The organism is Streptomyces ortus, from assembly GCF_026341275.1.
Lineage (GTDB): Bacteria > Actinomycetota > Actinomycetes > Streptomycetales > Streptomycetaceae > Streptomyces > Streptomyces ortus.
Window position 1 is genome coordinate 4,503,905 of record NZ_JAIFZO010000002.1, and the last position, 22,637, is coordinate 4,526,541.

21 protein-coding genes and 1 pseudogene are annotated in these 22,637 nt (G+C 71.2%); 11 read left to right on the plus strand and 11 right to left on the minus strand.

Features of this window, described 5'->3' with window-relative positions:
* Positions 1–42 precede the first annotated feature (42 nt).
* From K3769_RS23240 to K3769_RS23255, 4 genes are all read left to right on the plus strand, one after another.
* Positions 43–558, plus strand: a complete 516-nt coding sequence (locus K3769_RS23240; protein WP_267028288.1) for an NfeD C-terminal domain-containing protein — start codon at positions 43–45, stop codon at positions 556–558.
* Between the two features lie 131 nt (positions 559–689).
* Positions 690–2,117, plus strand: a complete 1,428-nt coding sequence (locus K3769_RS23245; protein WP_267028289.1) for a flotillin family protein — start codon at positions 690–692, stop codon at positions 2,115–2,117.
* A 129-nt stretch (positions 2,118–2,246) separates the two neighbouring features.
* On the plus strand, positions 2,247–2,732 hold the full coding sequence (locus tag K3769_RS23250; RefSeq protein WP_267028290.1) for a cation:proton antiporter regulatory subunit: 486 nt from the start codon (positions 2,247–2,249) through the stop codon (positions 2,730–2,732).
* A gap of 3 nt (positions 2,733–2,735) precedes the next feature.
* A complete protein-coding gene (locus K3769_RS23255) occupies positions 2,736–3,977 on the plus strand; it encodes a cation:proton antiporter (RefSeq protein ID WP_267028291.1) in 1,242 nt (413 codons plus the stop codon).
* Between the two features lie 188 nt (positions 3,978–4,165).
* Here the strand turns inward: K3769_RS23255 and K3769_RS23260 are convergent.
* A pseudogene (locus tag K3769_RS23260) lies at positions 4,166–4,417 on the minus strand (ATP-binding protein); the annotation flags it as partial.
* A gap of 241 nt (positions 4,418–4,658) precedes the next feature.
* Between K3769_RS23260 and K3769_RS23265 the strand changes: the two are divergent.
* Positions 4,659–5,942, plus strand: a complete 1,284-nt coding sequence (locus K3769_RS23265) for an NsdA family TPR-like regulatory protein (RefSeq protein ID WP_267028292.1) — start codon at positions 4,659–4,661, stop codon at positions 5,940–5,942.
* On the plus strand, positions 5,939–6,478 hold the full coding sequence (locus K3769_RS23270) for a GNAT family N-acetyltransferase (protein WP_267028293.1): 540 nt from the start codon (positions 5,939–5,941) through the stop codon (positions 6,476–6,478). The genes K3769_RS23265 and K3769_RS23270 overlap by 4 nt, the downstream gene beginning before the upstream one ends.
* Positions 6,479–6,910: 432 nt before the next feature.
* Here K3769_RS23270 and K3769_RS23275 read toward each other — a convergent pair whose 3' ends face one another.
* A complete protein-coding gene (locus K3769_RS23275; protein ID WP_267028294.1) occupies positions 6,911–7,156 on the minus strand; it encodes a twin-arginine translocase TatA/TatE family subunit in 246 nt (81 codons plus the stop codon).
* Positions 7,157–7,186: 30 nt separating this feature from the next.
* Complete coding sequence (locus K3769_RS23280) at positions 7,187–7,762, minus strand: TerD family protein (RefSeq protein ID WP_210881578.1); 576 nt, start codon at positions 7,760–7,762, stop codon at positions 7,187–7,189.
* Between the two features lie 79 nt (positions 7,763–7,841).
* Between K3769_RS23280 and K3769_RS23285 the strand changes: the two genes are divergently transcribed.
* Positions 7,842–8,240: a BlaI/MecI/CopY family transcriptional regulator gene (locus K3769_RS23285; protein ID WP_267028295.1), complete on the plus strand. Its 399-nt coding sequence runs from the start codon at positions 7,842–7,844 to the stop codon at positions 8,238–8,240.
* A 47-nt stretch (positions 8,241–8,287) separates the two neighbouring features.
* Here K3769_RS23285 and K3769_RS23290 read toward each other — a convergent pair whose 3' ends face one another.
* Entirely contained in the window at positions 8,288–9,307 is a 1,020-nt protein-coding gene (locus K3769_RS23290; RefSeq protein WP_267028296.1) for a sporulation protein, read from the minus strand.
* A gap of 302 nt (positions 9,308–9,609) precedes the next feature.
* Between K3769_RS23290 and K3769_RS23295 the strand changes: the two genes are divergently transcribed.
* The gene (locus tag K3769_RS23295; protein ID WP_267028297.1) at positions 9,610–11,007 is read left to right on the plus strand and encodes a hemolysin family protein; all 1,398 of its coding nucleotides are present in this window, start codon (positions 9,610–9,612) and stop codon (positions 11,005–11,007) included.
* A complete protein-coding gene (locus K3769_RS23300; RefSeq protein WP_267028298.1) occupies positions 11,004–12,035 on the plus strand; it encodes a hemolysin family protein in 1,032 nt (343 codons plus the stop codon). Before K3769_RS23295 ends, K3769_RS23300 begins: the two co-directional genes overlap by 4 nt.
* Positions 12,036–12,097: 62 nt before the next feature.
* Here the strand turns inward: K3769_RS23300 and K3769_RS23305 are convergent, their stop codons facing one another.
* The 3 genes from K3769_RS23305 to K3769_RS23315 form a co-directional block, all read right to left on the minus strand.
* A complete protein-coding gene (locus K3769_RS23305; protein ID WP_267028299.1) occupies positions 12,098–12,736 on the minus strand; it encodes a GNAT family N-acetyltransferase in 639 nt (212 codons plus the stop codon).
* 606 nt (positions 12,737–13,342) lie between these two features.
* Entirely contained in the window at positions 13,343–14,260 is a 918-nt protein-coding gene (locus K3769_RS23310) for an SCO2400 family protein (RefSeq protein ID WP_267028300.1), read from the minus strand.
* A 208-nt stretch (positions 14,261–14,468) separates the two neighbouring features.
* Positions 14,469–14,816, minus strand: a complete 348-nt coding sequence (locus K3769_RS23315; RefSeq protein ID WP_267028301.1) for a MerR family transcriptional regulator — start codon at positions 14,814–14,816, stop codon at positions 14,469–14,471.
* Positions 14,817–15,401: 585 nt separating this feature from the next.
* On the opposite strand from K3769_RS23315, the gene K3769_RS23320 reads away from it, so the two are divergent.
* Entirely contained in the window at positions 15,402–15,830 is a 429-nt protein-coding gene (locus K3769_RS23320) for a hypothetical protein (protein WP_267028302.1), read from the plus strand.
* Positions 15,831–15,914: 84 nt separating this feature from the next.
* Here K3769_RS23320 and K3769_RS23325 read toward each other — a convergent pair whose 3' ends face one another.
* The 4 genes from K3769_RS23325 to K3769_RS23340 form a co-directional block, all read right to left on the minus strand.
* Positions 15,915–16,274 carry an SCO5918 family protein gene (locus tag K3769_RS23325; protein WP_267028303.1) on the minus strand — a complete coding sequence of 120 codons (360 nt, stop codon included), beginning with the start codon at positions 16,272–16,274 and terminating at the stop codon, positions 15,915–15,917.
* A gap of 68 nt (positions 16,275–16,342) precedes the next feature.
* Positions 16,343–17,878 (minus strand): DEAD/DEAH box helicase, encoded by a 1,536-nt coding sequence (locus K3769_RS23330; protein WP_267028304.1) that lies wholly within the window; start codon positions 17,876–17,878, stop codon positions 16,343–16,345.
* Between the two features lie 324 nt (positions 17,879–18,202).
* A complete protein-coding gene (locus K3769_RS23335; protein ID WP_107017975.1) occupies positions 18,203–18,406 on the minus strand; it encodes a cold-shock protein in 204 nt (67 codons plus the stop codon).
* 328 nt (positions 18,407–18,734) lie between these two features.
* Positions 18,735–20,060, minus strand: coding sequence for a lipase family protein (locus K3769_RS23340; RefSeq protein ID WP_267028305.1), 1,326 nt, complete (start codon positions 20,058–20,060; stop codon positions 18,735–18,737).
* A gap of 283 nt (positions 20,061–20,343) precedes the next feature.
* On the opposite strand from K3769_RS23340, the gene K3769_RS23345 reads away from it, so the two are divergent.
* The gene (locus K3769_RS23345; protein ID WP_267028306.1) at positions 20,344–22,554 is read left to right on the plus strand and encodes an MMPL family transporter; all 2,211 of its coding nucleotides are present in this window, start codon (positions 20,344–20,346) and stop codon (positions 22,552–22,554) included.
* The last annotated feature ends 83 nt before the right edge of the window (positions 22,555–22,637 follow it).

Here is a 22,637-nt window from a genome sequence, read left to right on the forward strand (position 1 = left end):
GGTCCGACGAGGTGATCGGCACAGTTGGGGGGAGGTGGCCGCATGACCCTGTTTCTCGGTCTCGGCATCGCGGGTGTCGTGCTGCTGCTCGTGACGCTGGTCTTCGACGGCGTACTGGAGGGGCTGTTCGGCGGGGCAGGAGTCCTGGACGGGCTCTTCGACGGCCTGCTCTCGCTGCCGGTCATCGCCGGCTTCGTGTCCATGCTCGGCTTCGGCGGCGCCCTCGTGCTCGGCACCACCGGACTCGGAGCCGGGCCCGCCACCGCCGTGGGCATCGGGGCCGGAGCCGCGGCGGGCGGACTGACCTGGCGGTTCAGCAGGGCCCTGATGCGCGACGAGCCGTCCGCCACCCCGCGCGGCACTGACCTCGTCGGCAGTCCGGGTTCCGTCGTCACGCCGATCCCGGTCGGCGGGTACGGGGAGGTGCTGGTGTATCTCGCGGGTCAGCCGCTCAAGCTCGCGGCGAAGAGTCCGGAGGCCGTGGCCCGGGGCACCGAGGTCTGGGTCGAGGAGTCCTTGTCGCCGACGTCGGTGGCGGTCCGCCCGGTCCAGCGCTGAGGCGGTGAGCGGTCACCGTTTTCTTGCACCTACTTCTTGCACCTGCTTTTTGCACCTGCTTCTTGCACCTGCTTATTGGTTCTGTTCCATAGCGATCTGCCGCCTTGGGGGTGGCAAGGGGGGAATTCCTCATGAGTCCCGTACTCGTCGCGGTCGTGGGAGTCGTCGTACTCCTCGTCCTGCTCGCACTCGTCGTCGTCACCCGGTACAAGGTGGCCGGGCCCAGCCAGGCCTTCATCGTCACCGGGCGGCGCGGCAAGAAGTCCACCGACCCGGAGACCGGGCGCGTGTTCACCGACAACAGCGGCCAGAAGGTCGTGGTCGGCGGCGGCGTCTTCGTCGTGCCGTTCGTCCAGCAGAAGTTCACCCTCGACCTGTCCAGCCGGCACATCCCGATCACGGTGCGCGGCGCGGTCACCCTGCGCGGGGTCAAGGCGAACCTCGAAGGGGTCGCCATCGTGAAGGTCGGCGGCACCGAGGACTCCATCCGCGCCGCCGCCCAGCGCTTCCTGATGCAGCAGAACGGCATCGTCGGCTTCACCCAGGAAGTGCTCTCCGGCGCGCTGCGCTCCATCGTGGGCCGGATGTCGGTGGAGGACATCATCCGGGACCGTGCCGCGTTCGCCGGGCAGGTCGCCGAGGAGGCCGAGGCCAGCCTGTCCGGGCAGGGCCTGGTGCTCGACGCCTTCCAGATCCAGGACATCACCACCGAGGGCTCGTACCTGGAGGACCTCGGGCGCCCCGAGGCCGCCCGCGCCAAGCAGGAGGCCGACATCGCGGAGGCGGTGGCCCGGCGCGCCGCCGAGCAGGCCCGGCTGAAGGCCGAGGAGGAGATCGCGATCGCCCAGCGGACGTTCGCGCTCAAGACCGCGGAGATCAAGGCCGAGACGGACGAGGCGGCGGCCCGTGCCGCGGCGGCCGGTCCGCTCGCCCAGGCGGCCCGCAGCCAGGAGGTCCTCACCGAGCAGGAGAAGGTCGCCCAGCGGCAGGCCGCGCTGACCGACCGCGAGCTGGACACCAAGGTCCGCAAGCCGGCCGACGCGGCGCGTTACCAGGCCGAGCAGGAGGCGGAGGCCCGCCGGGTCGCGCTGGTCAAGCAGGCCGAGGCGGACGCCCAGCGGTCCCGGCTGACCGGTGAGGGCGAGAAGGCGCACCGTGCCGCGCTCGCCGACGCCGTACGCATCGAGGGTGAGGCCGAGGCCGCGGCGATCGGGGCGAAGGGCGCCGCCGAGGCGGAGGCCATGCGCAAGAAGGCCGACGCGTTCTCCCAGTACGGCGACGCGGCGGTCCTGCAGATGCTCGTCGAGGTGCTGCCGCAGGTGGTCGCCAAGGCGTCCGAGCCGCTCAGCGCGGTCGACAAGATGACGGTGATCTCGACGGACGGGGCGAGCCAGTTGTCCCGTACGGTCGCGGACAACGTCGCCCAGGGGGTCGAACTGCTCAGCTCCACCACCGGGGTCGACCTGCCCGACCTGCTGCGCAGGATCACCGGGCCGGCGGCTGCCCCCGCCGCGCCGGCCGCGGCGCCCGCCAACGGCAAGGTCGACGTGACCGACTGACGGCACGGGGTCCGGCCGCGCGGTTCCCCGCGCCCCTGCGGAAAGGGGGGCGGGAACCGCGCGAGCGGGGTCCGCCGCCCGCCGTAGGGTTGACGGATCAGCAGATCGACATCGGACAGGGGACCAGTCATGGGCACTCCACGCCTGAGCAGTACGCCGTTGCCGGGAATCGGGGTGCGGTACGACCTCACGACCCGCGAGCAACGCCGCATCTCCGTGGTCGCGCACCGCGACGGCGGCCGGACGCTGAGCGCGTACCGCAAGGACGACCCGGACGCCTGCGCCCTGTCCGTCCGGCTCTCCGCGGGGGAGTCCGCGGCGCTCATCGACGCCCTGATGCCCGCCCACCACAGCCCCAGCCTGCTGTCCACGACCGAGCTGGGCCTGGTCGCCGAACGCATCGAGCTGTCGTCGACCTCGCACTGGAACGGACGCCTGCTGGGCGACACGTGCATGCGGACGGAGACCGGTGTGTCGATCGTCGCCGTACTGCGCCGCGCCGAGGCCATCCCCTCGCCGACGCCGGACTTCCGGCTGGCCGGCGGGGACACCCTGATCGTGATCGGCACCCGCGAGGGCGTGGAGTCGGCCGCGACCATACTCGGAAGGGAGTGACACGTGCACTCATCCGCGGTCTTCTTGATCGAGTTCGGTGCGATCATCCTCGGTCTCGGACTGCTCGGCAGGTTCGCCGGACGCTTCCAGTTCTCGCCGATACCGCTCTATCTGCTGGCCGGGCTGGCCTTCGGCGAGGGCGGGCTGCTGCCGCTGGGCACCAGCGAGGAGTTCGTCGCGATCGGCGCGGAGATCGGCGTCATCCTGCTGCTGCTGATGCTCGGGCTCGAGTACACGGCGACCGACCTGGTCTCCAACCTCAAGACCCAGTACCCGGCAGGGCTGGTGGACGCCGCTCTGAACGCCCTGCCCGGCGCGGCGATGGCGCTGCTGCTCGGGTGGGGGCCGGTGGCCGCCGTCGTCCTCGCCGGAGTCACCTGGATCTCCTCGTCCGGAGTCATCGCCAAGGTCCTCGGCGACCTGGGGCGGCTCGGCAACCGTGAGACTCCGGTGATCCTGAGCATCCTGGTCCTCGAGGACCTGTCCATGGCGGTCTACCTGCCGATCATCACGGCGCTGCTGGCCGGTGCGGGTCTTGCGGCGGGCAGTGCGACGCTCGCCATCGCGCTCGGGGTCGCCGGGCTCGTGCTCGTCGTCGCGGTGCGGTACGGCCGCCACATCTCCCGGTTCGTGTCGAGCGACGACCCGGAGAAGCTGCTCCTTGTGGTGCTGGGGCTGACCCTGCTGGTCGCCGGTGTGGCGCAGCAGTTGCAGGTGTCGGCGGCCGTGGGGGCGTTCCTCGTCGGGATCGCGCTGTCGGGGGAGGTGGCGGAGGGGGCGCACGGGCTGCTGTCGCCGCTGCGGGACCTGTTCGCGGCCGTGTTCTTCGTCTTCTTCGGGCTGCACACGGATCCGGCGAGCATCCCGCCGGTGCTGCTGCCGGCGCTGGCGCTGGCCTTGGTCACGGCTGGGACGAAGATCGCGACGGGTTACTGGGCCGCCAAGCGGGCGGGGATCTCGGCGAAGGGGCGGTGGCGGGCCGGGGGGACGCTGGTCGCTCGCGGCGAGTTCTCGATCGTCATCGCGGGGCTGGCGGTGACGTCCGGGATCGAGCCGCGGCTCGGGCCGCTGGCCACGGCGTATGTGCTGATCCTGGTGATCGTGGGGCCGCTGACGGCGCGGTATACGGAGCCGGTGGCGGCGTGGGTGGGGAGGCGGGGGTCGGCGCGCGCGCCGGAGCCGGCGGCCGACGCAGCACAGGACCGGGACCTGGTCCCGAGCCCGGACGCACCTGCGGAGAAGTAACGAGGCGCATGGCGCCGGTGACCGGCCACGCCCTTGAGACGCGTGGGGGACCCGCACCGACAGCGTCGACAGACACCGTCAGAACCGCAGAGGCTGCGTTCCTCCGGGATCGGAGGAACGCGCGAGGCTTTCCCGGATCACGCGGTCGCTGGCGCACAGAGCCGCCATCAGTTCTCCTCGCAGTTCGTCAGTCGAGTCGAACTCGGCCGGCCAACCGTGAGGCGGATCTCGGGACACGGAGTGTGTCTGGAGGCGTTCGCGATGAGCTCTGTGATGATCAGCGCAGCACGGTCGGCGAGATCATCGAGATGCCATACGCCGAGGACGTCCCGGACAAGATCGCGACCGAGCTCGGCTGTGGACGGCTCGCACGGGAAGGTCTGGCTGTACGTGGGGTGGCCGGCGGAGAGGGCCGCAACTGGTGTTCTCAGACTCGTCATCGGGGTGGAGCCTTCGTGTCGTCTCGGCGCCCGGCCCTCCCCCGCGGGGGAACTGCGGGGGAGGGCCGGGCCGTCAACAGCCGCCCGTACGGTTGAGCGCGGCGGGCGACCAGCACCCAGACAACTCCCTTTCAAAGCATGTTGGTTAGGGCGTTCAGGCACTCAGCCGATGGAGTCACCTAGGGCGTTTTGACCTCTGCTTTACCTGGTGAGCGGGGATCGAGCGGGCTACCGTGCCCGTATGGACACCACCCGCAACACCGTTCTTGAGGCGTGGATGACCGAACACGGCTACAGCTCCAACTGCCTCGCCGAGGCCGTGAACAGGGCCATTGAACGGTTGACCGGGCGCCCTGGAGGACTCGACGGCTCATCGGTGCGCGCGTGGAAAGCGGGCCGGGTCACCTGGCCGAAGTCAGCCGCCCGCAAGGCACTTGAGGACGTCACCGGATTACCCGCCGTCGCTTTAGGGTTCGTGCCACGGAGCCGGCCTTCGTCCACCCCGGCCCCACCGCAGCAGGAGGACCTCGACATGAAGCGCCGTACTCTCGTCGGCAGCATCGCGGCGGCTGCCGCAGCAGCAGCCGCGCCCGGCGCCGCGTCACCGCGCCGTATCGGCATGAGCGACGTCAACCGCCTGAACAAGCGCTTCGCCGAGATCATCGCCAGCGACCACCGCCACGGCGGACAACTCGGCATCGAGCAGCGGGCCGCCGCCCTCGCCGACGAGGCGCTCAACCTCCAGAACGCGGGCAGCGCCACCCAGCGCGTACGCAGCAACCTCTACGCCTCCGCAGCCGCCTTCCGCTCCTCCGCGATGTGGGCCGCCATCGACGGCCGGCGCTACGACGTCGCCAAGGCGCACATGCGCGAGGCTCAAGCCCTCGCCGAGATGTCCGGCGACCAGACGATCAAGTTCCGCACCTGGAGCCACGCGGGCACCATGTACCGCCACATGGGCCGCCCGGCGGACGCTTTCGCCGCCAACGACGTCGCCCGCAACCTGCACCTCACACGCCGGGATCCCCTGTTCGCGTCCCTCGGCCTGGCCCGGCAGGGCGCCATCCACGGCGCAGCACAGGACCGCACCGGCACCCACCGAGCCTTCGAGCAGGCACAGGACGCCATGCTGCGCGCCGACCCCGCCGACTACCGGCCGGTGTGGATGCTCGCCTTCTACGACCAGGCCGAACTGGACTCCCTGGCACTGTGTGCTCACTTGGCGCTCGGCGACTACTCGACCGCCGAGTACCACGCCCACCGCTGCATGTCCGCGCTCCGGCCCCACATGATCCGTTCCCGGGCCATCACCACCACCCGGCTCGCCCACGCCCAGCTCGCACAGGGCGCCCCCGACGCCGCCACGGCCACCGCGATGAAGGTCCCCGCCGAGGCCGCCACCCAGCACGCCCGGGTCACTCGCATGCTGCAGGAGTTCGGGGCCGCACTGCGAGCCGCCGCGCCGGGCAACTCCACCGCACAGACCTGGACCGAGCACACTGCCACCTGGAGGATGGCCGCATGACCACGGCGCCCGCCCTCGAACTGCGCACCTTCACCACCCTCGACACCGCCCGCGGCGACCTCCTCGACGTGTACGCCGACGTGCGCGCCCCCCTGCTCCACCTGCCGAACTACGCGGTCACGGCATTCGGCGAGCGTTTGGACCGGCACTGCATGGAGTCGGGGTTCACAGTTGTCCTCGCATACGCAGACGGACAGCCGGTCGGCTACGCCTACAGCAACACCATCGAACACGGCGACCGCTACTGGCAGCGCACCAGCCCGACGCCGGCCGAGAAGTACACCGAGCGCCCGGCGGTGGCCCTGAAGGAGATCGGTGTCCGGCCGACCTGGCGGAAGACCGGTACCGCCCGCCGCATCCACGACGCCCTCCTCGCCACCCGCGACGAGCTGTACGTGACCCTCATGGTCAACCCGGCCGCCGGGGACGGAAAGGTCCACGCGCTCTACAAGTCCTGGGGGTACGAGGACATCGGACAGAGCCAGCCGTCACCGGCCTCGCCGGTCCTGACCGTGATGATCCGCGTCATCGACTGACTCCCGCTATCGGGGCCTTCAACCCGAGCAAAGCAAGGTCCGCTGGAAGAGTCAGGATCACGGTTGGGATCGGCCGCCCCTGGGCGAGGAGACTCCCCGTCGAACTGGTCGGTGTCTGTAGGCTAAACCCCTATTTTTGTGATCTTGGGTGAATCCGCAACCGTGGTTCGCTTGAGGGTTACGTGCAGATCATGCGAGGTGCTCTGCGTGAGCGATGCGGGAGCGGACGGTCCGGCTGGAGCCGTCAGGCATCAAACCTCCTCGCTGCATGACGAAGTGCTCTTGACCAAGCGGTTTCGGACGCCGACAGAACGTCCGGAACCACCCGTCATGCTCTGAGCCAGGGCTGTTAAGCCTTCCCGCCCGCCTGAAGCGCGCGGGGAACAGTGCAGTCAGCCGCAGGCGAGCCGTGCTCGATCCATCGGCCCCCGTTCAAGCCCCCGACGGCGGCGTCGGTGGATCCTTCGGGGGGACGACCTCCCCCCGGACCACCCGCGGCGCGCCCCCCTCCGCGCCCCCCTCCGCCGGCGGCTCCGCGGGCGGCTCCGCCGCCCTCTTCTCCGCCTTCAGGATCCGCGCCGACTTCCCCGCCGAACGCGCCAGATCCGGCCCCTTCTTCACGGCCAGGACGACGATGACGACGACGAGGACGACGGCGAGCTCGCTCAGCCCGAACACGCGCGACCCCTCCCCTTCCGCCCCGCCCCCTCAGACGCCGACGCCGAAGTCCGAGGCGATGCCCGCGAGCCCGGACGCGTACCCCTGGCCCACCGCACGGAACTTCCACTCCGCCCCGTGCCGGTACAGCTCGCCGAAGACCATCGCCGTCTCGGTGGCGGCGTCCTCGGACAGGTCGTAACGCGCGATCTCGGCGCCGCCCGCCTGGTTGACGACCCGGATGAAGGCCCCCCGCACCTGCCCGAAGCTCTGCCCGCGCGCCTCGGCGTCATGGATGGAGACCGGGAAGACGATCTTCGCGACCTCGGCCGGCACGGCCGCCAGGTCCACCTTGACCGACTCGTCGTCCCCCTCGCCCTCACCCGTGAGGTTGTCCCCGGTGTGCTCGACCGACCCGTCGGGGCTCTTCAGGTTGTTGTAGAAGATGAAGTGCTGGTCGGAGAGGACCTTGCCCGACTCGTCGACCAGCAGCGCCGACGCGTCGAGGTCGTAGTCCGTGCCCGTCGTGGTCCGCACGTCCCAGCCGAGGCCGACCAGCACGGCAGTCAGGCCCGGCGCCTCCTTGCTGAGCGAGACATTGCCGCCTTTGGAAAGGGAAACTCCCACGCCGATCTCCTTATTGGTGCGAACGTACCTCGTGAGGCAGAATCTACAGCACTGTAGAAAATAAGGAAGGAGACAGGACGTGACGGACCGACGGCAGCGTCCCCCACGGCGGGGACAGGGCGAGCTGGAGGCGCAGGTCCTGTCGGCCCTGTGCGCGGCGGAGGGGCCCGCGACGGCGGGCTGGGTGCAGGAGCGGCTGGACGGCGATCTCGCCTATACGACGGTCGTCACGATCCTGACCCGGCTGCTCGCCAAGGGCGCGGTGACGCGGGAGCGCGTCGGCCGGTCCTTCGCGTGGACCCCGGCCTCGGACGAGGCGGGCCTGGCCGCCCGCCGCATGCGCCGGGTCCTGGACGGCGAACAGGACCGGGAAGCCGTACTCGCCAGCTTCGTGACGTCCCTGGAACCGGACGACGAGCGACTCCTTCGTGACCTGCTGACCCACCCCGACCACCCCGGCGCGGACGGTGACGGCTGAGCCTCGACCTCCGCGCCGGAGCGGGCCTCATGGGTGACGGCGAGCCGTCAGCCCTCGTCCTCCCCCGCTTCCTCCCCCGCTTCCTCCTCCTCGCCCGAGTCCTCGTCCTCCTCGAAGAAGTCGCCCACCTCGTCCACGACCTCCGCCGCCACGAGTCCGCCGGCCACCCCGACCGCGAGCCCCGCCGCACCCGCGGCGACCCCCGTACCGATGCCGGGGACCGACCGCTCGTGCACCTCATGCGTCTCGTGCCGGTCGTGGCCGTACGCCGCGTCGGGAACGTAGGACTCCCGGTGCTCGACCAGCTGCCGGACCCAGCCGTCGACCACGGCGTTCCAGTCCTGGTGGCCGACGCCCTCGTGGGAGACGGTGAACCGGGTGAGCGTGTCGTCGCCCGAGGAGAGGAGGCCGCCGCGCTTGTCGGCCTCCAGGACCACCTCCATTCCGGCGGGGGCGGCGAGGAAGGTCACCTCGATCTCGTTGACCGCGTGGGCGTACGCGGGCGACGGGGTGAGTTCGAGCTCCTGGTAGAAGGGGAGCTGCTGGCCCGTGCCACCGATCCGGCCCAGTTCCAGGTCCGCGGACCTGAAGCCGAAGCCGAGCTGCCCGAACGCCTCCAGGATCGCCTCCTGCACGGGCCGGGGCGCCACGGTCAGCCGGTCCAGGTCGCCCTTGTCCCGCGCTCCCGCCACCGAGAGCTCCGTACGCAGGCCGAGGGTGATGCCCAGCTCCTGTCCGTACAGCTCGGTGACCGGGGTCTCCCACGGGAGCGTGACAACGAACGGGACGGTCCGCTCCTCGCCCTCGGCGAGCCGGAAGCCGCCGCCGACGGCGAACCGGTCGAAGACGACCCCGCCCTCGCTCTCGCTCTCGCCCTCCTCGTGTTCGGCCTCGACGCCCGCGACCAGTTCCAGCGTGATGTGCTCGATGTCGGCGTCCGAGCCGCCGCCCCTGAGCCGGATCTCGCCCGAGAGGGTGCCGCCGGGCAGGGCGGGCGCGGGGCTCAGGACCGTGTCCACCGTGGGGCCGCCCACGCCGAGGGATCCGAGCAGCCGTTTGAACACCATTGAGGGGTCCACTCCTTCATGTACGGGTGGTCGTGCCGGGTCGTGCTCTACTTTCATGTAGAGGTTAAGGGCGGCCCGCCGTACCGGAATCAGGTACCCCCGGCCCACGCCCCACCTGGGAGAACGTGAGCTGCGCCACTCGTGCCCGGCACCTCTGGACTACGTACTTTGCGATTCCTTTACACTGGGGGGAACGCTTGAAGACGACGAAGGAGCAACGGTTCCACCATGGGTGAACCTCCTAGTACCAGCCGTGCCACCCCCCGCCCGCGCCACACGCGTACGGGAGCGGGGGTGGCACGGTGACCGAGATCCTGCTGCTCCTGCTCGCCCTGTCGCTCACGCTCGCCTGCGCGGTGTTCGTGGCGGCCGAGTTCTCGCTGACCACCGTCGAGCGCGGTGACCTGGAGCGGGCGGCCGAAGCGGGCGAGCGGGGCGCCGACGGCGCGCTCAAGGCCGTACGGAAGCTGACGTTCCAGCTGTCCGGCGCCCAGCTCGGCATCACCGTCACCTCCCTGGTGATCGGCATGCTCGCCGAACCCTCGCTGGCCGTGCTCCTGCAGGGACCGCTCAAGGCCGTCGGCCTGGGCGGCGCGGCCTCCACGACGGCGACCCTGCTCGGCGTGGTCATCTCCACCGTCGTCCTGATGGTCGTCGGCGAACTGGTCCCGAAGAACTGGGCGATCTCCCGCCCGCTGGCCGTCGCCAAGGTGGTCGCGGGACCGCAGCGCGCCTTCACGGCGGCCTTCGGCCCCTTCATCCGGCACCTGAACAACACCGCGAACCGGTTCGTACGACGCTTCGGCCTGGAGCCCGCCGAGGAGCTGGCCTCCGCGCGCGGCCCCGAGGAACTGGTCGCGCTGGCCCAGCACTCGGCCGCGCAGGGCGCCCTGGAGCCGGACTCCGCCGAACTGTTCGTCCGCACGCTGCACCTGGGCGAGCTGACCGCACAGAACGTGATGACACCGCGCGTCGACGTGCGGGCGCTGGAGGCGCACGCCACGGCCGCCGACGCCGCCAACCTCTCGCACGCGACCGGCCTGTCCCGCTTCCCGGTCTACCGCGACAGCCTGGACGAGGTCGTCGGCACGGTCCACATCCGGGACGTCCTCGCCCTGGAACCGGGCCTGCGGACCGCGACCCCCGTCACCGAGCTGGCCACGGCCCCGCTCCTGGTGCCCGACAGCCTGCCCGCCGACCGGCTCTTGGAGCGCATGCGCACGGCCCGCACGATGGCCGTCGTCATCGACGAGTACGGCGGCACGGCGGGCGTCGCCACGGTGGAGGACATCGTGGAGGAGGTCGTCGGAGAGGTCCGCGACGAGCACGACCCCGTCGAGATCCCCGACCTGCTGCCCGCCCCCGCCACGGCGGACGGCCGCCCGGCCTGGGATGCGGACGGCGGCGTACGGCTGGACGAACTCGCCGCGATAGGCCTGCGCGCACCGGACGGCCCGTACGAGACGGTCGCGGGCCTCGTCGCCACCCGGCTGGCCCGCATCCCGGCCGAGGGCGATGCCCTCGACCTGGCCGGCTGGCGGCTCGACGTCCTCGCCGTGGAGCACCACCGTGCCGACCGCGTCCGTATCACCGGACCGGCCGACGAGCCGGGCGGCGATCACGACGGCGGGGGCGACGACGGTCACGACGGCGATCACGACGGTGAACCGGTCGGTCAGAGCGCGCGGGAGTCACGATGAGTACATCCACCACCATCCAACTGCTCATCGGCGCCCTGACCCTGCTGACCAACGCGTTCTTCGTCGGCGCCGAGTTCGCCCTGATCTCCGTACGCCGCAGCCAGATCGAGCCGCTGGCCCAGGCGGGCAACAAGCGGGCCCGGATGACCCTGTGGGGTCTGCGGCACATCTCGGCGATGATGGCGACCGCCCAGCTCGGCATCACCGTCTCGTCGCTGGTGCTGGGCGCGGTCGCCGAACCGGCCATCGCGCATCTGCTGGAGCCCGCCTTCGAGGCGGCGCACATCCCGCACGGCCTGGTGCACCCGATCGCGTTCGTGATCGCGCTCACCGTGGCGACGTATCTGCACATGCTGTTCGGCGAGATGGTGCCGAAGAACGTCGCGCTCGCCGCGCCCGCGCAGACCGCGCTGCTCCTCGGCCCGGCGCTGGTGGCCCTCACCCGGGCCCTGCGGCCGTTCGTCTTCGGCATCAACGCCTTCGCCAACGCCCTGCTCAAGCTCCTGCGCGTGGAGGCCAAGGACGAGGTGGAGTCGGCGTTCACGGACGACCAGCTCGCCCGGATGGTCGTCGACTCCAGCGAGGCCGGGCTCCTGACGGCCGCCGACGGCGAACGGCTGCGCGACGCCCTGGAGCTGGGCACCCGCCCGGTCGGCGAGATCCTCGTCCCGGCCCAGCGGATGCGTACGGTCGACGACACCGTCACCCCGGCGCGGCTGGAACGGGCGGCGGCCGAGGCCGGCTTCTCCCGGCTCCCGGTGACCGGCGGGGACGGCACGCTGCTCGGTTACCTCCACATCAAGGACACCCTCGGCGTCGTCGACCGTGACCGGCCGTTCCCCCGGAGCGCCCTGCACCCGGTGACGCGAGTCCGCATCGACACCCCGCTCGACGACACGCTCACCGCGCTGCGGGCCACGGGCAGTCACCTCGCGGCGGTCACCGGCGAGGCGGGCAAGGTCCTCGGCTTCGTCACCATGGAGGACGTCCTGTCGGAGCTGGTCGGACCGTCCCCCGCGGGGGTCTGACCGGTACGGCGGGTGTCCCGCCCGGAAGCCCGGCGGGACATCCGCCGCCGGGCACCGGGGGGTCACCGCAGCGGTCTGCGGATCCAGACCTCCCGGGCCACCGAGTCCGGGCCGGGACCGGCGCCGTAGGAGAGGTCCAGGGCGGTGTGCGGCCCGAGGAGACCGAATCTCGACCATCCCCAGGCGCGGAACGCCTCCGCCGCGGCACCCGGCGTCCCGGCGCCTCCGACGGGCCCGTCCCCGTCCCCGTCGCCGTCGGAGTGGCCGTCGGAGTGGCGCTCCGTGGCCGCGACGACCAGGTCGGCGTCGAGCCGGCTCAGCAGCCGTTCGACCAGGCGGGTGGCGATGCCGTGGCGGCGGTGGGCCGGCACCACCATCAGTTCGGCGAGCACGAACGTACGGCCCGAGGCGGTGAGTTCCTCGATGTCCGTGGGCAGTTCCCCTTGGAAGTCCGACCAGAACTCGCCGGTACGCGGCACCCGGAACCCGTACGCGCAGCCGACCGTCCCGGCCGTGTCGGCGACCATCATGTCGAAGCCGGTGTGCTGCACATGCTGTTCGAGCCGGTGCAGGAAACCCCGGCGGTCTCGGTATTCCGCCCCTGCCGCACCCCGGTACGCGCTGACGTACACGTCCGCGACGGCGTCCCGCTGCTGCTCCGCCTGCCACCGGGACAGTCTGCGCAAGTACACCTCTGCCATACGGGCCTCCCCCCGGCCGCGGGACGGGTGTCCCCGGACTCGGCATCATCCCGGCAGGAGCCGCCGCGGTAAACGGTGCCTTCGCAATGTGCGGTGATGCGCCGTCATATCGGGGAGCCTCGTCGGCCCTTCGCGTGGCCGTGGACGGGGTCGCCCGACGGATGACGGTTCACAGGGCTGTGCAGGGCCGCCGGTCTCGCTTACGCTCGGAACAGAATGCTGAGCGAGGCTCACCTGACCGCGTGGTCAGGACCCGAGCCCGCCGATGACGACGAAGCCGTGGTCCACGGCTTCCCTCGCGCCCCCGGCCCCCGGGTGCACCAGTCCCTGATTCCCGGTGCCAGGACGAGGCGATCGAGCACTCCGGGCGAGCTCCGGCTCCCCTTCCCGCCGCTTCCCTTTGCGAGCGGGACCCTGTCCACATGTCCCTTGCGGACCCGACGGCGGTGCACTCCCGCGTGCCGCCGCGGCCCCGACGAGGGATTTCAAGCCCTGCAACCGCTGCCGGGGGGCGGCGCGAAAGGGCGGTGCGGTCGCCGCCGGTGGGCACGACACCGGCGGCGACCGTCACACCACGGGCGGGCACCGGAGACATGACACAGGTTCTCAGCCGATGCAGAGCACCAGCAGGCAGAGTTGCGACGGCGACGTCGCCGACGGCGAGGGGCTCGCCGGTGACGTGGCCGGGTCCGACCCGCCCGTACCGCCGGAACCGTTCGTCCCGTCGGTGCCGGCCGGTGCGGACGGCTGCGGTGCCGTGCCGCCGGACGTGTCCTCGGACGAGGACGACGAGGACGACGACGCGGCCGAGGAGGAGTCCGCGGACGAGCCCGAGGCTGCGCTTCGTGACCGCCGGCCGGACGCCGACGCCGTGTCCGACGCGGGCGCGTCGGGCCGGGAGCCCTGCGGGGCGACGGAGGACGGGGCGACGGGACCGCGCTCGGCCGACCGGCCGCTCGCGGGCGACCGTGTGGACGCGTCCGCCGAGGGCCGACCGGCGTCGGGCCGTGTCGAGGGGGGACGCGTGTACCGCGTCTTCTCCTCCTGCGCGGAGCCCGCGTTCGTCCCCGCGTTCGTCCTCGTATTCGCGCCCGGGCCCGCCGCGTCCGGAGCCGACGCGGCCTCCGCCCGGTCGGCCGAGAGCCGGTCCATGGCGGTGAAGGTCAGACCGCCCCCGACGAGCGCGACGGCGGTCGCGACGACGGCCCGGCGCTGGTTCTTCTTCCACCGGGCGCGCTGACGGCGGCGTGCGGCCCGCCCCTGGGGCGCGGGCGTCGCTCCAGGGAAGCCCTCGTGGTCGTATGCGCCCTCGCCCTCGGTGTCGCCGTCGTACGTGCCGTGGCTCGGCGAGTCGGAGAGGTCCGGCACCTGGGCCGCCGGTGTGGTCGCGGCGGCCAGGGTGACCCGGGGCTGGACGGGAGGGCGGCTGACGGTGACCGGGGCGATGTCGGGGGCGTAGGCGCCGCATCCGGGGCACACCAGGGCGCCGTTGAGATGCCGGCGGCACGAGGAGCAGTAGTCCATCAGCGTCTTCCTGAGTTGACTGTCGCCGCCCCTCCGGTTCCCTGCCCGGTCATGGTCGTACGTGGGTACGTGGGGTCGAACGCCAGCCACGCTAACGACGCCGCCCAGGCACTGTGTGCAGCCTGTGTGACGCTCCTGCGCGGATTCACCGGGGGCCCGAGGGCATTGCCGCGCGCATCAGGACATTCGCGCCCGGGCGAGGCCGGGTTCAGGACGTCTTGGGGCCGTCCGCCGCCGTCCGGCCCGCCGCGCGGCGGTACTCGTCGTTGATCCGCTGCGCTTCCTCGAGCTGGTCCTCAAGGATCACGATGCGGCAGGCGGCCTCGACCGGGGTGCCCCGGTCGACCAGCTCGCGCGCGCGGGCGGCGATCCGGAGCTGGTAGCGGGAGTAGCGCCGGTGTCCGCCTTCGGAGCGCAGCGGAGTGATCAGCCTGGCCTCCCCGATGGCCCGGAGGAAACCGGGAGTGGTGCCGAGCATCTCGGCGGCCCGGCCCATCGTGTACGCGGGGTAGTCGTCGTCTTCCAGTCGATCGCCCAGCGGATTCTCTGCTGTCATGTCACCTCGTTCTGCAACGCGTCGAGGGGCCCTGGTGCCGTACGGCACCAGGGCCCCGAAGGAAATTGAACACCATCTGCCGGCGCTACTGACGCGCCGACCTTCTGTTTCCGTCACCCGGCCCGGGAGAGGGCAGGGAGTACGGGGACCGTGGTTGCGTGACCGGGGACCACCTTCCAATCCGGGGTCTGGCTGGCCCTGCCGAACGTTCTCGGCGGGGCGATCCTGATGGCGTCTGCTCCTTCCGTCCTTTCTCCAAATCCATTGGTGGTACTGGTGGCGGCTCCTCGACCCGCGAGCCACCCAGCGCGGTCGTCAGTCCCGTCACCGTCCTGCGAAACACCTGGCTTCGGAACTCCACAACCGCTCTGAACTGCGTACTTCTCGTACTTCGACTTGTACTGCGACCCGCCAGTTCGTGTCTGGGGGACTTGCTCGACCTCGTCTACGAGAGAAACCTTAGCCACGTGCACGCCCAATGTCTACTCTCGCCAAGGTAGATTTTTGGCGGCATGAATCCCAGGTATCTTGGTGTCAGCCCCACGGGAGGTGGGTAGGTGCGACCGCTGGATAGAATCGGCTCTCATGTCGAACCCTGACGAACTGCTCGTCGGTATCTCAGCCCTGGTGGAGTCCGGGCAGAGCAATCGGATGTCGCTGACCGTGGTCGCCGGTGGTGCTGTCATCACCGGCAGACTGGCTCCCGAAGCCGTGTGGCGGGAGCGGGTCTCGGAGGTGCTGAAGGACTCGGACCATCTGGGTCCGTTCTCCGGCATCTTCCTCGCGGACCGGCCACAGGACCGTGCCGACCGGACAGACCGAGCCGATCATGCCGACCACGCCGACCGTGACGATCACCCGGACCGTGCCAAGGCGCCCACGCATCTGCACTTCCATCTGGCCCGCATCCTGCAGGGCAACGTCGGCATTCCCGAGACCGGCGGGATGTACCGCGTCGCGATCACGGACGTCAGCGCCTGGACCGTGGGCGACTTCAGCTACTCCGACCACTGAGCCGCGGGTACCCGCCGTACCCGCCCACCCATGACGAAGGGCCCTGCCGACACGAGTCGGCAGGGCCCTTCACTGTTCCGCGGGTCAGCCGGCGACGGCCGCCCCGGCGTTCGTGGCCGCGGGGGCCGCCGCGGCGGGCTGGGTCTCGCCGAGCATCGCCGAGGCGTTCTGGAGCGGGGTCAGGGCGGCGGGCGCGGCGGGCGCGGCGTCCTGGACGCCGCGGCAGGTGAAGCCGAGCCGGGTCATGGCGCGGGTGACCTCCGCGCCGCTGAAGTCGCGGCGGTCCTGGCGGGTGATGATCTCGCCCACCTGCTTGACCGGGTACTGGCGGCGGCCGATGAGCACGGACTCACCCGTGATGGCCTCGGGCTTGACGCCCTTCATCGAGTCCAGCACCCCGTTCTTGGTGAGGTCGAACGGGAACCGGGCGATGACACAGCGCATGATGCCTCACAGACACAAAGGGAGAAGGGGGGGCCGACCCGGACGGGGACGGGGGGTGCGCAGGAGTCTCAGGCAGCCGCGTCGACGGCGGACGAGCGCGGCGCCGGACGGCGGGCCGCGTCACCCGTGAAACGGCTGCGGCTGCCACGCCCGCGCCGGCCGCGGGACGCCGCGCCGGGTGCGGAGGAGGTGCTGCGCCGGGTCCGCTCGGAGGCGGGCGCGGTGATGGTCACCGGGATGCCCGAGGGGGCCTGGGCGCCGGTGATGCGGCCCAGCTCGGCCTCGCCCGAACGGACCTGCGTGGTCGTCGGGTTGATGCCCGCGGCGACCATCAGCCGGCTCATGTCGCGGCGCTGGTTGGGGGTCACCAGCGTGACGACGCTGCCGGACTCGCCCGCGCGCGCCGTACGGCCGCCGCGGTGCAGGTAGTCCTTGTGGTCGGTGGGCGGGTCGACGTTCACGACGAGGTCGAGGTTGTCGACGTGGATCCCGCGCGCGGCGACGTTGGTCGCCACCAGCACCGTCACATGCCCGGACTTGAAGCGGGACAGGGTCCGGGTGCGCTGCGGCTGGGACTTGCCGCCGTGCAGGGCCGCGGCCCGTACCCCGCTGTTCAGCAGGTGGTCGGTCAGCCGGTCCACCGCGTGCTTGGTGTCCAGGAACATGATCACGCGGCCTTCGCGGGCCGCGATCTCGGTGGTCGTGCGCTGCTTGTCCGCGCCGTGCACATGCAGGACGTGGTGCTCCATGGTGGTCACGGCGCCCGCGGACGGGTCGACGGAGTGGACCACGGGGTCGGTCAGGTAGCGGCGGACCAGCAGGTCGACGTTGCGGTCGAGCGTGGCCGAGAACAGCATCCGCTGGCCCTCGGGGCGCACCTGGTCGAGCAGCGCGGTGACCTGCGGCATGAAGCCCATGTCGGTCATCTGGTCGGCCTCGTCGAGGACCGTGATGGCGACCTGGTTCAGACGGCAGTCGCCGCGGTCGATGAGGTCCTTGAGGCGGCCCGGTGTGGCGACGACGACCTCGGCGCCGGCGCGCAGCGCACCGGCCTGCTTGCCGATCGACATGCCGCCGACGACGGTGGTCAGCCGCAGCCGCAGGGAGCGGGCGTACGGGGTGAGCGCGTCGGTGACCTGCTGGGCCAGCTCGCGGGTGGGGACGAGGACCAGGGCCAGCGGCTGCCTGGGCTCGGCGCGCAGGCCCGCCGTGCGGGCGAGCATCGCGAGGCCGAAGGCGAGGGTCTTGCCCGAGCCGGTGCGGCCACGGCCGAGTACGTCGCGGCCCGCGAGGGAGTTCGGCAGGGTCGCGCCCTGGATCGGGAAGGGCACGGTCACACCCTCGTGGCCGAGCGCGTCCAGCAGCTGCGACGGCATGTCGAGGTCGGCGAACGCCTCGACGGCGGGCAGGGCCGGGGTGATCGTCTTCGGGAGGGCGAACTCGCCCTGGGGAGCGCTCTGCCGGCGGCCGTGGCCGCCGCCGTAGCCGCCGCCGTCGGACCGGCGCGGGGAGCTGGAGCGGCTACCGCCGCCGCTGCGGCCGGCGCTCGGATTTCCGGCGCCGCGGGTACGGGAGTAGCGGTCGTTCGTGCGCGTGCGGTTCACGTGGAACCTTCCTTGACATGGCGCGTATCAAGGAATTCCCGCGAAGAATGAACAGCGCAGAGAATTGCAAGAACGAGCCGAAGTAATGGGAAGCCGAATCGATGGGTGAATCGAAGCGGCGGGGAATATTCGCGGGTGGTCCCGCCGGAGCGCGTTGCGCGTTTCCTGGGACGGGGCCGGTCGTTCCGTGCGGGTGGCTCCGAAGGATTTTCATTCGGAGCTCGGACGGAGAACCCGTCGAGCGGGTCGCGTATTCCCTGGAATGCAGCGAGCTGGGGCCCGCACCCCAAGGTGCGGGCCCCAGCTGCGAAGTGCGTGCCGACGTCAGGCGGGAACGATGTTCTCGGCCGTCGGGCCCTTCTGGCCCTGCGCGATGTCGAACGTGACCTTCTGGCCCTCGTTCAGCTCGCGGAAGCCCTGGGCGGCGATGTTCGAGTAGTGGGCGAAGACGTCGGCGCCGCCGCCGTCCTGCTCGATGAAGCCGAAGCCCTTTTCTGCGTTGAACCACTTCACGGTACCGGAAGCCATGTTTTTCTCCTTCGGGGCGGTGCGTGCGGAGCGCACCATGTGTGCACTCCGTGTCGCCGTGATGATCACCCCACCGGAAAGCCAACCGGAGCCATAAAGGATCCCCACCCGTAACGAACTGGCGGGGATGCCTGTCAAGATTTTCGGGAACCACAACATGCAACTGAGATCAAGACTAGCACGCTGCGATCGGCGACGCGTGATGAATGATTTCGCTCAGCCTGTCGAGTAAGTAATATTCATCGCGCGTCGGAGTCAATTCTCATGTGGCGGGCACAGGTATTTATCCGCCCGGGGGACATGGTTTCTGCGGGGGCCAGGGCGGCGGTCAGGGCTGGACCGGGAGGGTCCAGCAGTTGGAGGTGGTGGGCTCGCCCGCCAGGCGGTCCGTCAGCCAGTCGATGGCGTTTCCCTGGTCGGTCAGCAGCGGGGCGAAGTGGTTGAGCAGCGCGCTGCCCACGCCCGGCAGGACCACCGGCTTGTACGTGACGTCGGCCCCCTTGCGGCACCAGTCGACGGCGAGGTCCCGGGACTGGCCGTGGGGGACGAGGTTGTCGCTGACGCCCGTCGCGAGCCGGACCGGGCCCGACGGCTTCAGCCTGCCGATGCGCTGGCCGTCCAGGAACGTCCTGAGTTCGGGCGTGGCGGCGATGATCTCGCTGAGGGAGCGGCCGTCGGTCGTCCACCGGGTGCTCCTGGTGTAGCCGTAGCCGAAGAGGGCGTCGCCGACGCACATGGTGGACAGATCGGCGAGGGCCGCCTTCCCGGCCGTGTTGAGGTGCGCCTCCGCGATCGGCTTCAGCTCCGGGTCGGACTGGAGGAAGCCGTTCAGGGACCAGCCCAGCGCACCGGCCAGCTCACTGCCGTCGATGGCCTCGGTGACCGCGGCCAGGTCGGCGGGCGGTGCGCCCGCGTAGGTTCCGGCGAGGGTGACGTCGGGGGCGTACGAGGCCTGGAGCTCGGCGGCTGCGGCGGTCGCCCCGCCGCCCTGGCTGTAGCCGAACAGCCCGACCGGGGAGTCCGCGGTGACGGAGGCGCCGCCGAGCGAACGGGCTGCGCGGACGGCGTCGAGGACCGCGTGCGCCTCGTCGACCCGGTCGACGTAGGTGTGCAGCCGGTCGGTCGCGCCCAGGCCGGCGTAGTCGGTGACGACCACGGCGGCGCCCTTGGCGAGGAGCCGGTAGATCGACAGGTCCTCGTAGCCGACGGAGACCGTCTCGCCGTTGAACGACAGCGGGTGTTCCAGGCCCATGGACGCGGCGCACTGGTCGCCCTGGCCCAGGGTGCCGGGTGCCAGCGCGACCAGGGGCCGCGGTCCGCCGCCCTTCCAGCGGGCGGTCGGTTCGAGGTACGCCCCGGTGACGGCGACCGGCTCGCCGTTCGAGTCGGTGGACTTGTACATCAGCCGGGTCGCGGTGCCCGGCAGCGGTCCGTGGAGGCTGGGCAGGCTCAGGGCCAGCGGGAGCGGTTCGCTGCGGACGAGCGTGCCGTTCGCGGCGGGCAGGGTGCTCGGCGGGTGGTAGAAGGCGGGGATCGTGACGCCCCGGGACACGACCTCGTCCGCCGCCGTGGCGGCGGTGGCCGTGAGCGCCTGGGTGGTGAGGCAGGCGACGGCGGTGACTGCCGCGGCCAGCAGTTTTCGGCGTGCGGGCATGGCGAACCTCCTGTGGAGCGGCCTACAGGTGAAAGTCCGCCTGGAACTTACCTGTCAGTAAGTTACTCGCGGTAGCAGCCGGAAGGTTACGGTTCGGTAACTTGGCGGGGCCAGACCAGAGGCTGACACGGCGTCCTGCCCCGTCGTCCCGGAGACGGAGCCCGCGCCCTGTTCCTACTGCGAACCGAGTAGCGAAATGTGTCGGCAGACGCACGACGACAGGACAGGCCTCCACCGGACAGCCTTGAGGGACATTCGGCACCAGATGTGGAGACCTTCTGCCGTGGCTACTTTCCTGTACCGATTGGGCCGTCTGGCCTTCCGGCGTCGCTGGTACGTCGCCCTGGTCTGGGCGGCCGTCCTGGCCGCGGTCGGACTGGGCGCGATGAAGGCCCCGGCGGCGGCCGAAGAGGGTTTCTCCATGCCGGGCATCGAGTCCCAGAAGGCGTTCGACCTGATGGAGGAGCGCTTCCCCGGGACCTCCGCCGACGGTGCGGCCGCGCGGGTCGTCTTCGTCGCGCCGGACGGCGGGAAGGTCACCGCGGCCGAGAGCAAGAAGGCCGTCGAGAAGACCGTCAAGGGGCTGGGCGACGGCTCGCAGGTCGCGAGCGCCGTCGACCCCTTCCAGGCGAAGGCCGTCAGCAAGGACGGCACGACGGCGTACGCGACCGTCACCTACAAGGTCGGGCCCGAGGAGCTGACGGACGCCAGCAGGTCCCAGCTCGTGGAGGCGCTCGACGGGGCCCGGGACTCCGGGCTGACCGTCGAGGCCGGCGGGACCGCGATGGAGGAGAACGGCGGTCCGGGCGGAGCGGCCGAGCTGATCGGCGTCGCGATCGCCGCGGTCGTCCTGCTGGTCACCTTCGGCTCCCTCGCCGCGGCCGGGCTGCCGCTGCTGACCGCCGTCATCGGCGTCGGCGTGAGCATGGCCACGATCCTGACGCTGGCCAGCACCCTCGGCCTGTCCACGACCACCGGCACCCTGGCGATGATGCTGGGCCTCGCGGTCGGCATCGACTACGCCCTCTTCGTGGTCTCCCGCTACCGGGAGGAGCGCGCCAAGGGCCGTACACCCGAGGAGGCCACCGCGCTCGCGACCGGTACGGCCGGTTCCGCGGTCGTCTTCGCCGGACTCACCGTCGTCATCGCCCTGGCCGGACTCGCCGTCGTCGGCATCCCGATGCTCACCAAGATGGGTCTGGCCGCGGCCGGCGCGGTCGTCGTGGGCGTCCTGATCGCGCTGACCTTCGTACCGGCACTCCTCGGCTTCTGGCCGAACGCCGTGCTCACCCGGAAGGCCCGCAGGAGCGGCCGGGTCGAGAAGGAGGCCGCGGACAACGGCGGCACCCGCTGGGCGCGCTTCGTCCTGCGCAGGCCCGTGCCCGTACTGCTCCTCGGCGTGGTCGGTCTCGGGGCCCTCGCGGTGCCGATGGCCGATCTGCAGCTGGGCATGCCCGGCGACGAGGCGAAGTCGACCTCCACCACCGAGCGCCGCGCCTACGACGCGCTGGCCGAGGGCTTCGGTCCTGGCTTCAACGGTCCGCTGACCGTCGTCGTGGACGCCAAGGGCGACTCCGACGCGAAGGGCGCCGTCGAGACGATCTCCAAGGAGATAGGCGCCACCGAGGGGGTCGTGTCCGTCTCCCCGGCACGCTTCAACGAGGGCGGCGACACCGCCGTCTTCTCGGTCGTGCCCTCCACCGCGCCGACCGACCAGAAGACGACCGACCTGGTGAACACCATCCGCGGCGAGCGGACCGGGGTCGAGGCCGAGACCGGCGCGACCTTCGAGGTCACCGGCACCACCGCGCTGAACATCGACATCTCCGACAAGGTCTCGGGCGCCCTGGTCCCGTACCTGATCGTCGTCGTCGGGCTCGCGATCATCCTGCTGATGGTGGTCTTCCGGTCCCTGCTCGTCCCGCTCAAGGCGGCCCTCGGCTTCCTCCTGTCGGTGCTGGCCTCCCTCGGCGTGGTCGTCCTGGTCTTCCAGCAGGGCCACGGCGCCGACCTGATGGGCGTGGAGCAGACCGGCCCGATCATGAGCCTGATGCCGATCTTCCTGGTGGGCATCGTCTTCGGCCTGGCCATGGACTACGAGGTCTTCCTGGTCTCCCGGATGCGCGAGGCGTACGTCCACGGGGAGTCGCCCGCCGAGGCGGTGACCAGCGGGTTCCGGCACAGCGCCCGGGTCGTCGTGGCCGCCGCCCTGATCATGATCGCGGTGTTCGCCGGCTTCATCGGCGAGAGCGAGTCCATGATCAAGATGATCGGCTTCGGGCTGGCCACCGCCGTGCTCTTCGACGCCTTCGTCGTCCGCATGGCCATCGTGCCCGCCGTCCTGGCCCTGCTCGGCCACAAGGCCTGGTGGCTGCCGGGCTGGCTCGACCGGCTGCTGCCCCGCGTCGACGTGGAGGGCGAGGCGCTCAGCCGCCGCTCCGAGGAGGACCCGGCGCCCTCCGAGCCGGCCGACCTGGAAGTGGCCCGCACCTGAGACCCGCCCGAGACGACCGCCTCCCCCCGCGGTAGGGGCCGCCCGTGATCGACGACACGGGCGGCCCCGTCGGCCGTTCACCC

Coding starts and splice junctions, on each gene's coding strand:
- K3769_RS23270 (WP_267028293.1), top strand. CDS start 5,939: ATGACCACGGCGCCCGCCCTCGAACTGCGCACCTTCACCACCCTCGAC.
- K3769_RS23335 (WP_107017975.1), bottom strand. CDS start 18,406: ATGGCTTCCGGTACCGTGAAGTGGTTCAACGCAGAAAAGGGCTTCGGC.
- K3769_RS23325 (WP_267028303.1), bottom strand. CDS start 16,274: ATGCGCTGTGTCATCGCCCGGTTCCCGTTCGACCTCACCAAGAACGGG.
- K3769_RS23340 (WP_267028305.1), bottom strand. CDS start 20,060: ATGCCCGCACGCCGAAAACTGCTGGCCGCGGCAGTCACCGCCGTCGCC.
- K3769_RS23310 (WP_267028300.1), bottom strand. CDS start 14,260: ATGGACTACTGCTCCTCGTGCCGCCGGCATCTCAACGGCGCCCTGGTG.
- K3769_RS23305 (WP_267028299.1), bottom strand. CDS start 12,736: ATGGCAGAGGTGTACTTGCGCAGACTGTCCCGGTGGCAGGCGGAGCAG.
- K3769_RS23315 (WP_267028301.1), bottom strand. CDS start 14,816: ATGACAGCAGAGAATCCGCTGGGCGATCGACTGGAAGACGACGACTAC.
- K3769_RS23250 (WP_267028290.1), top strand. CDS start 2,247: ATGGGCACTCCACGCCTGAGCAGTACGCCGTTGCCGGGAATCGGGGTG.
- K3769_RS23245 (WP_267028289.1), top strand. CDS start 690: ATGAGTCCCGTACTCGTCGCGGTCGTGGGAGTCGTCGTACTCCTCGTC.
- K3769_RS23265 (WP_267028292.1), top strand. CDS start 4,659: ATGGACACCACCCGCAACACCGTTCTTGAGGCGTGGATGACCGAACAC.
- K3769_RS23240 (WP_267028288.1), top strand. CDS start 43: ATGACCCTGTTTCTCGGTCTCGGCATCGCGGGTGTCGTGCTGCTGCTC.
- K3769_RS23300 (WP_267028298.1), top strand. CDS start 11,004: ATGAGTACATCCACCACCATCCAACTGCTCATCGGCGCCCTGACCCTG.
- K3769_RS23320 (WP_267028302.1), top strand. CDS start 15,402: ATGTCGAACCCTGACGAACTGCTCGTCGGTATCTCAGCCCTGGTGGAG.
- K3769_RS23290 (WP_267028296.1), bottom strand. CDS start 9,307: ATGGTGTTCAAACGGCTGCTCGGATCCCTCGGCGTGGGCGGCCCCACG.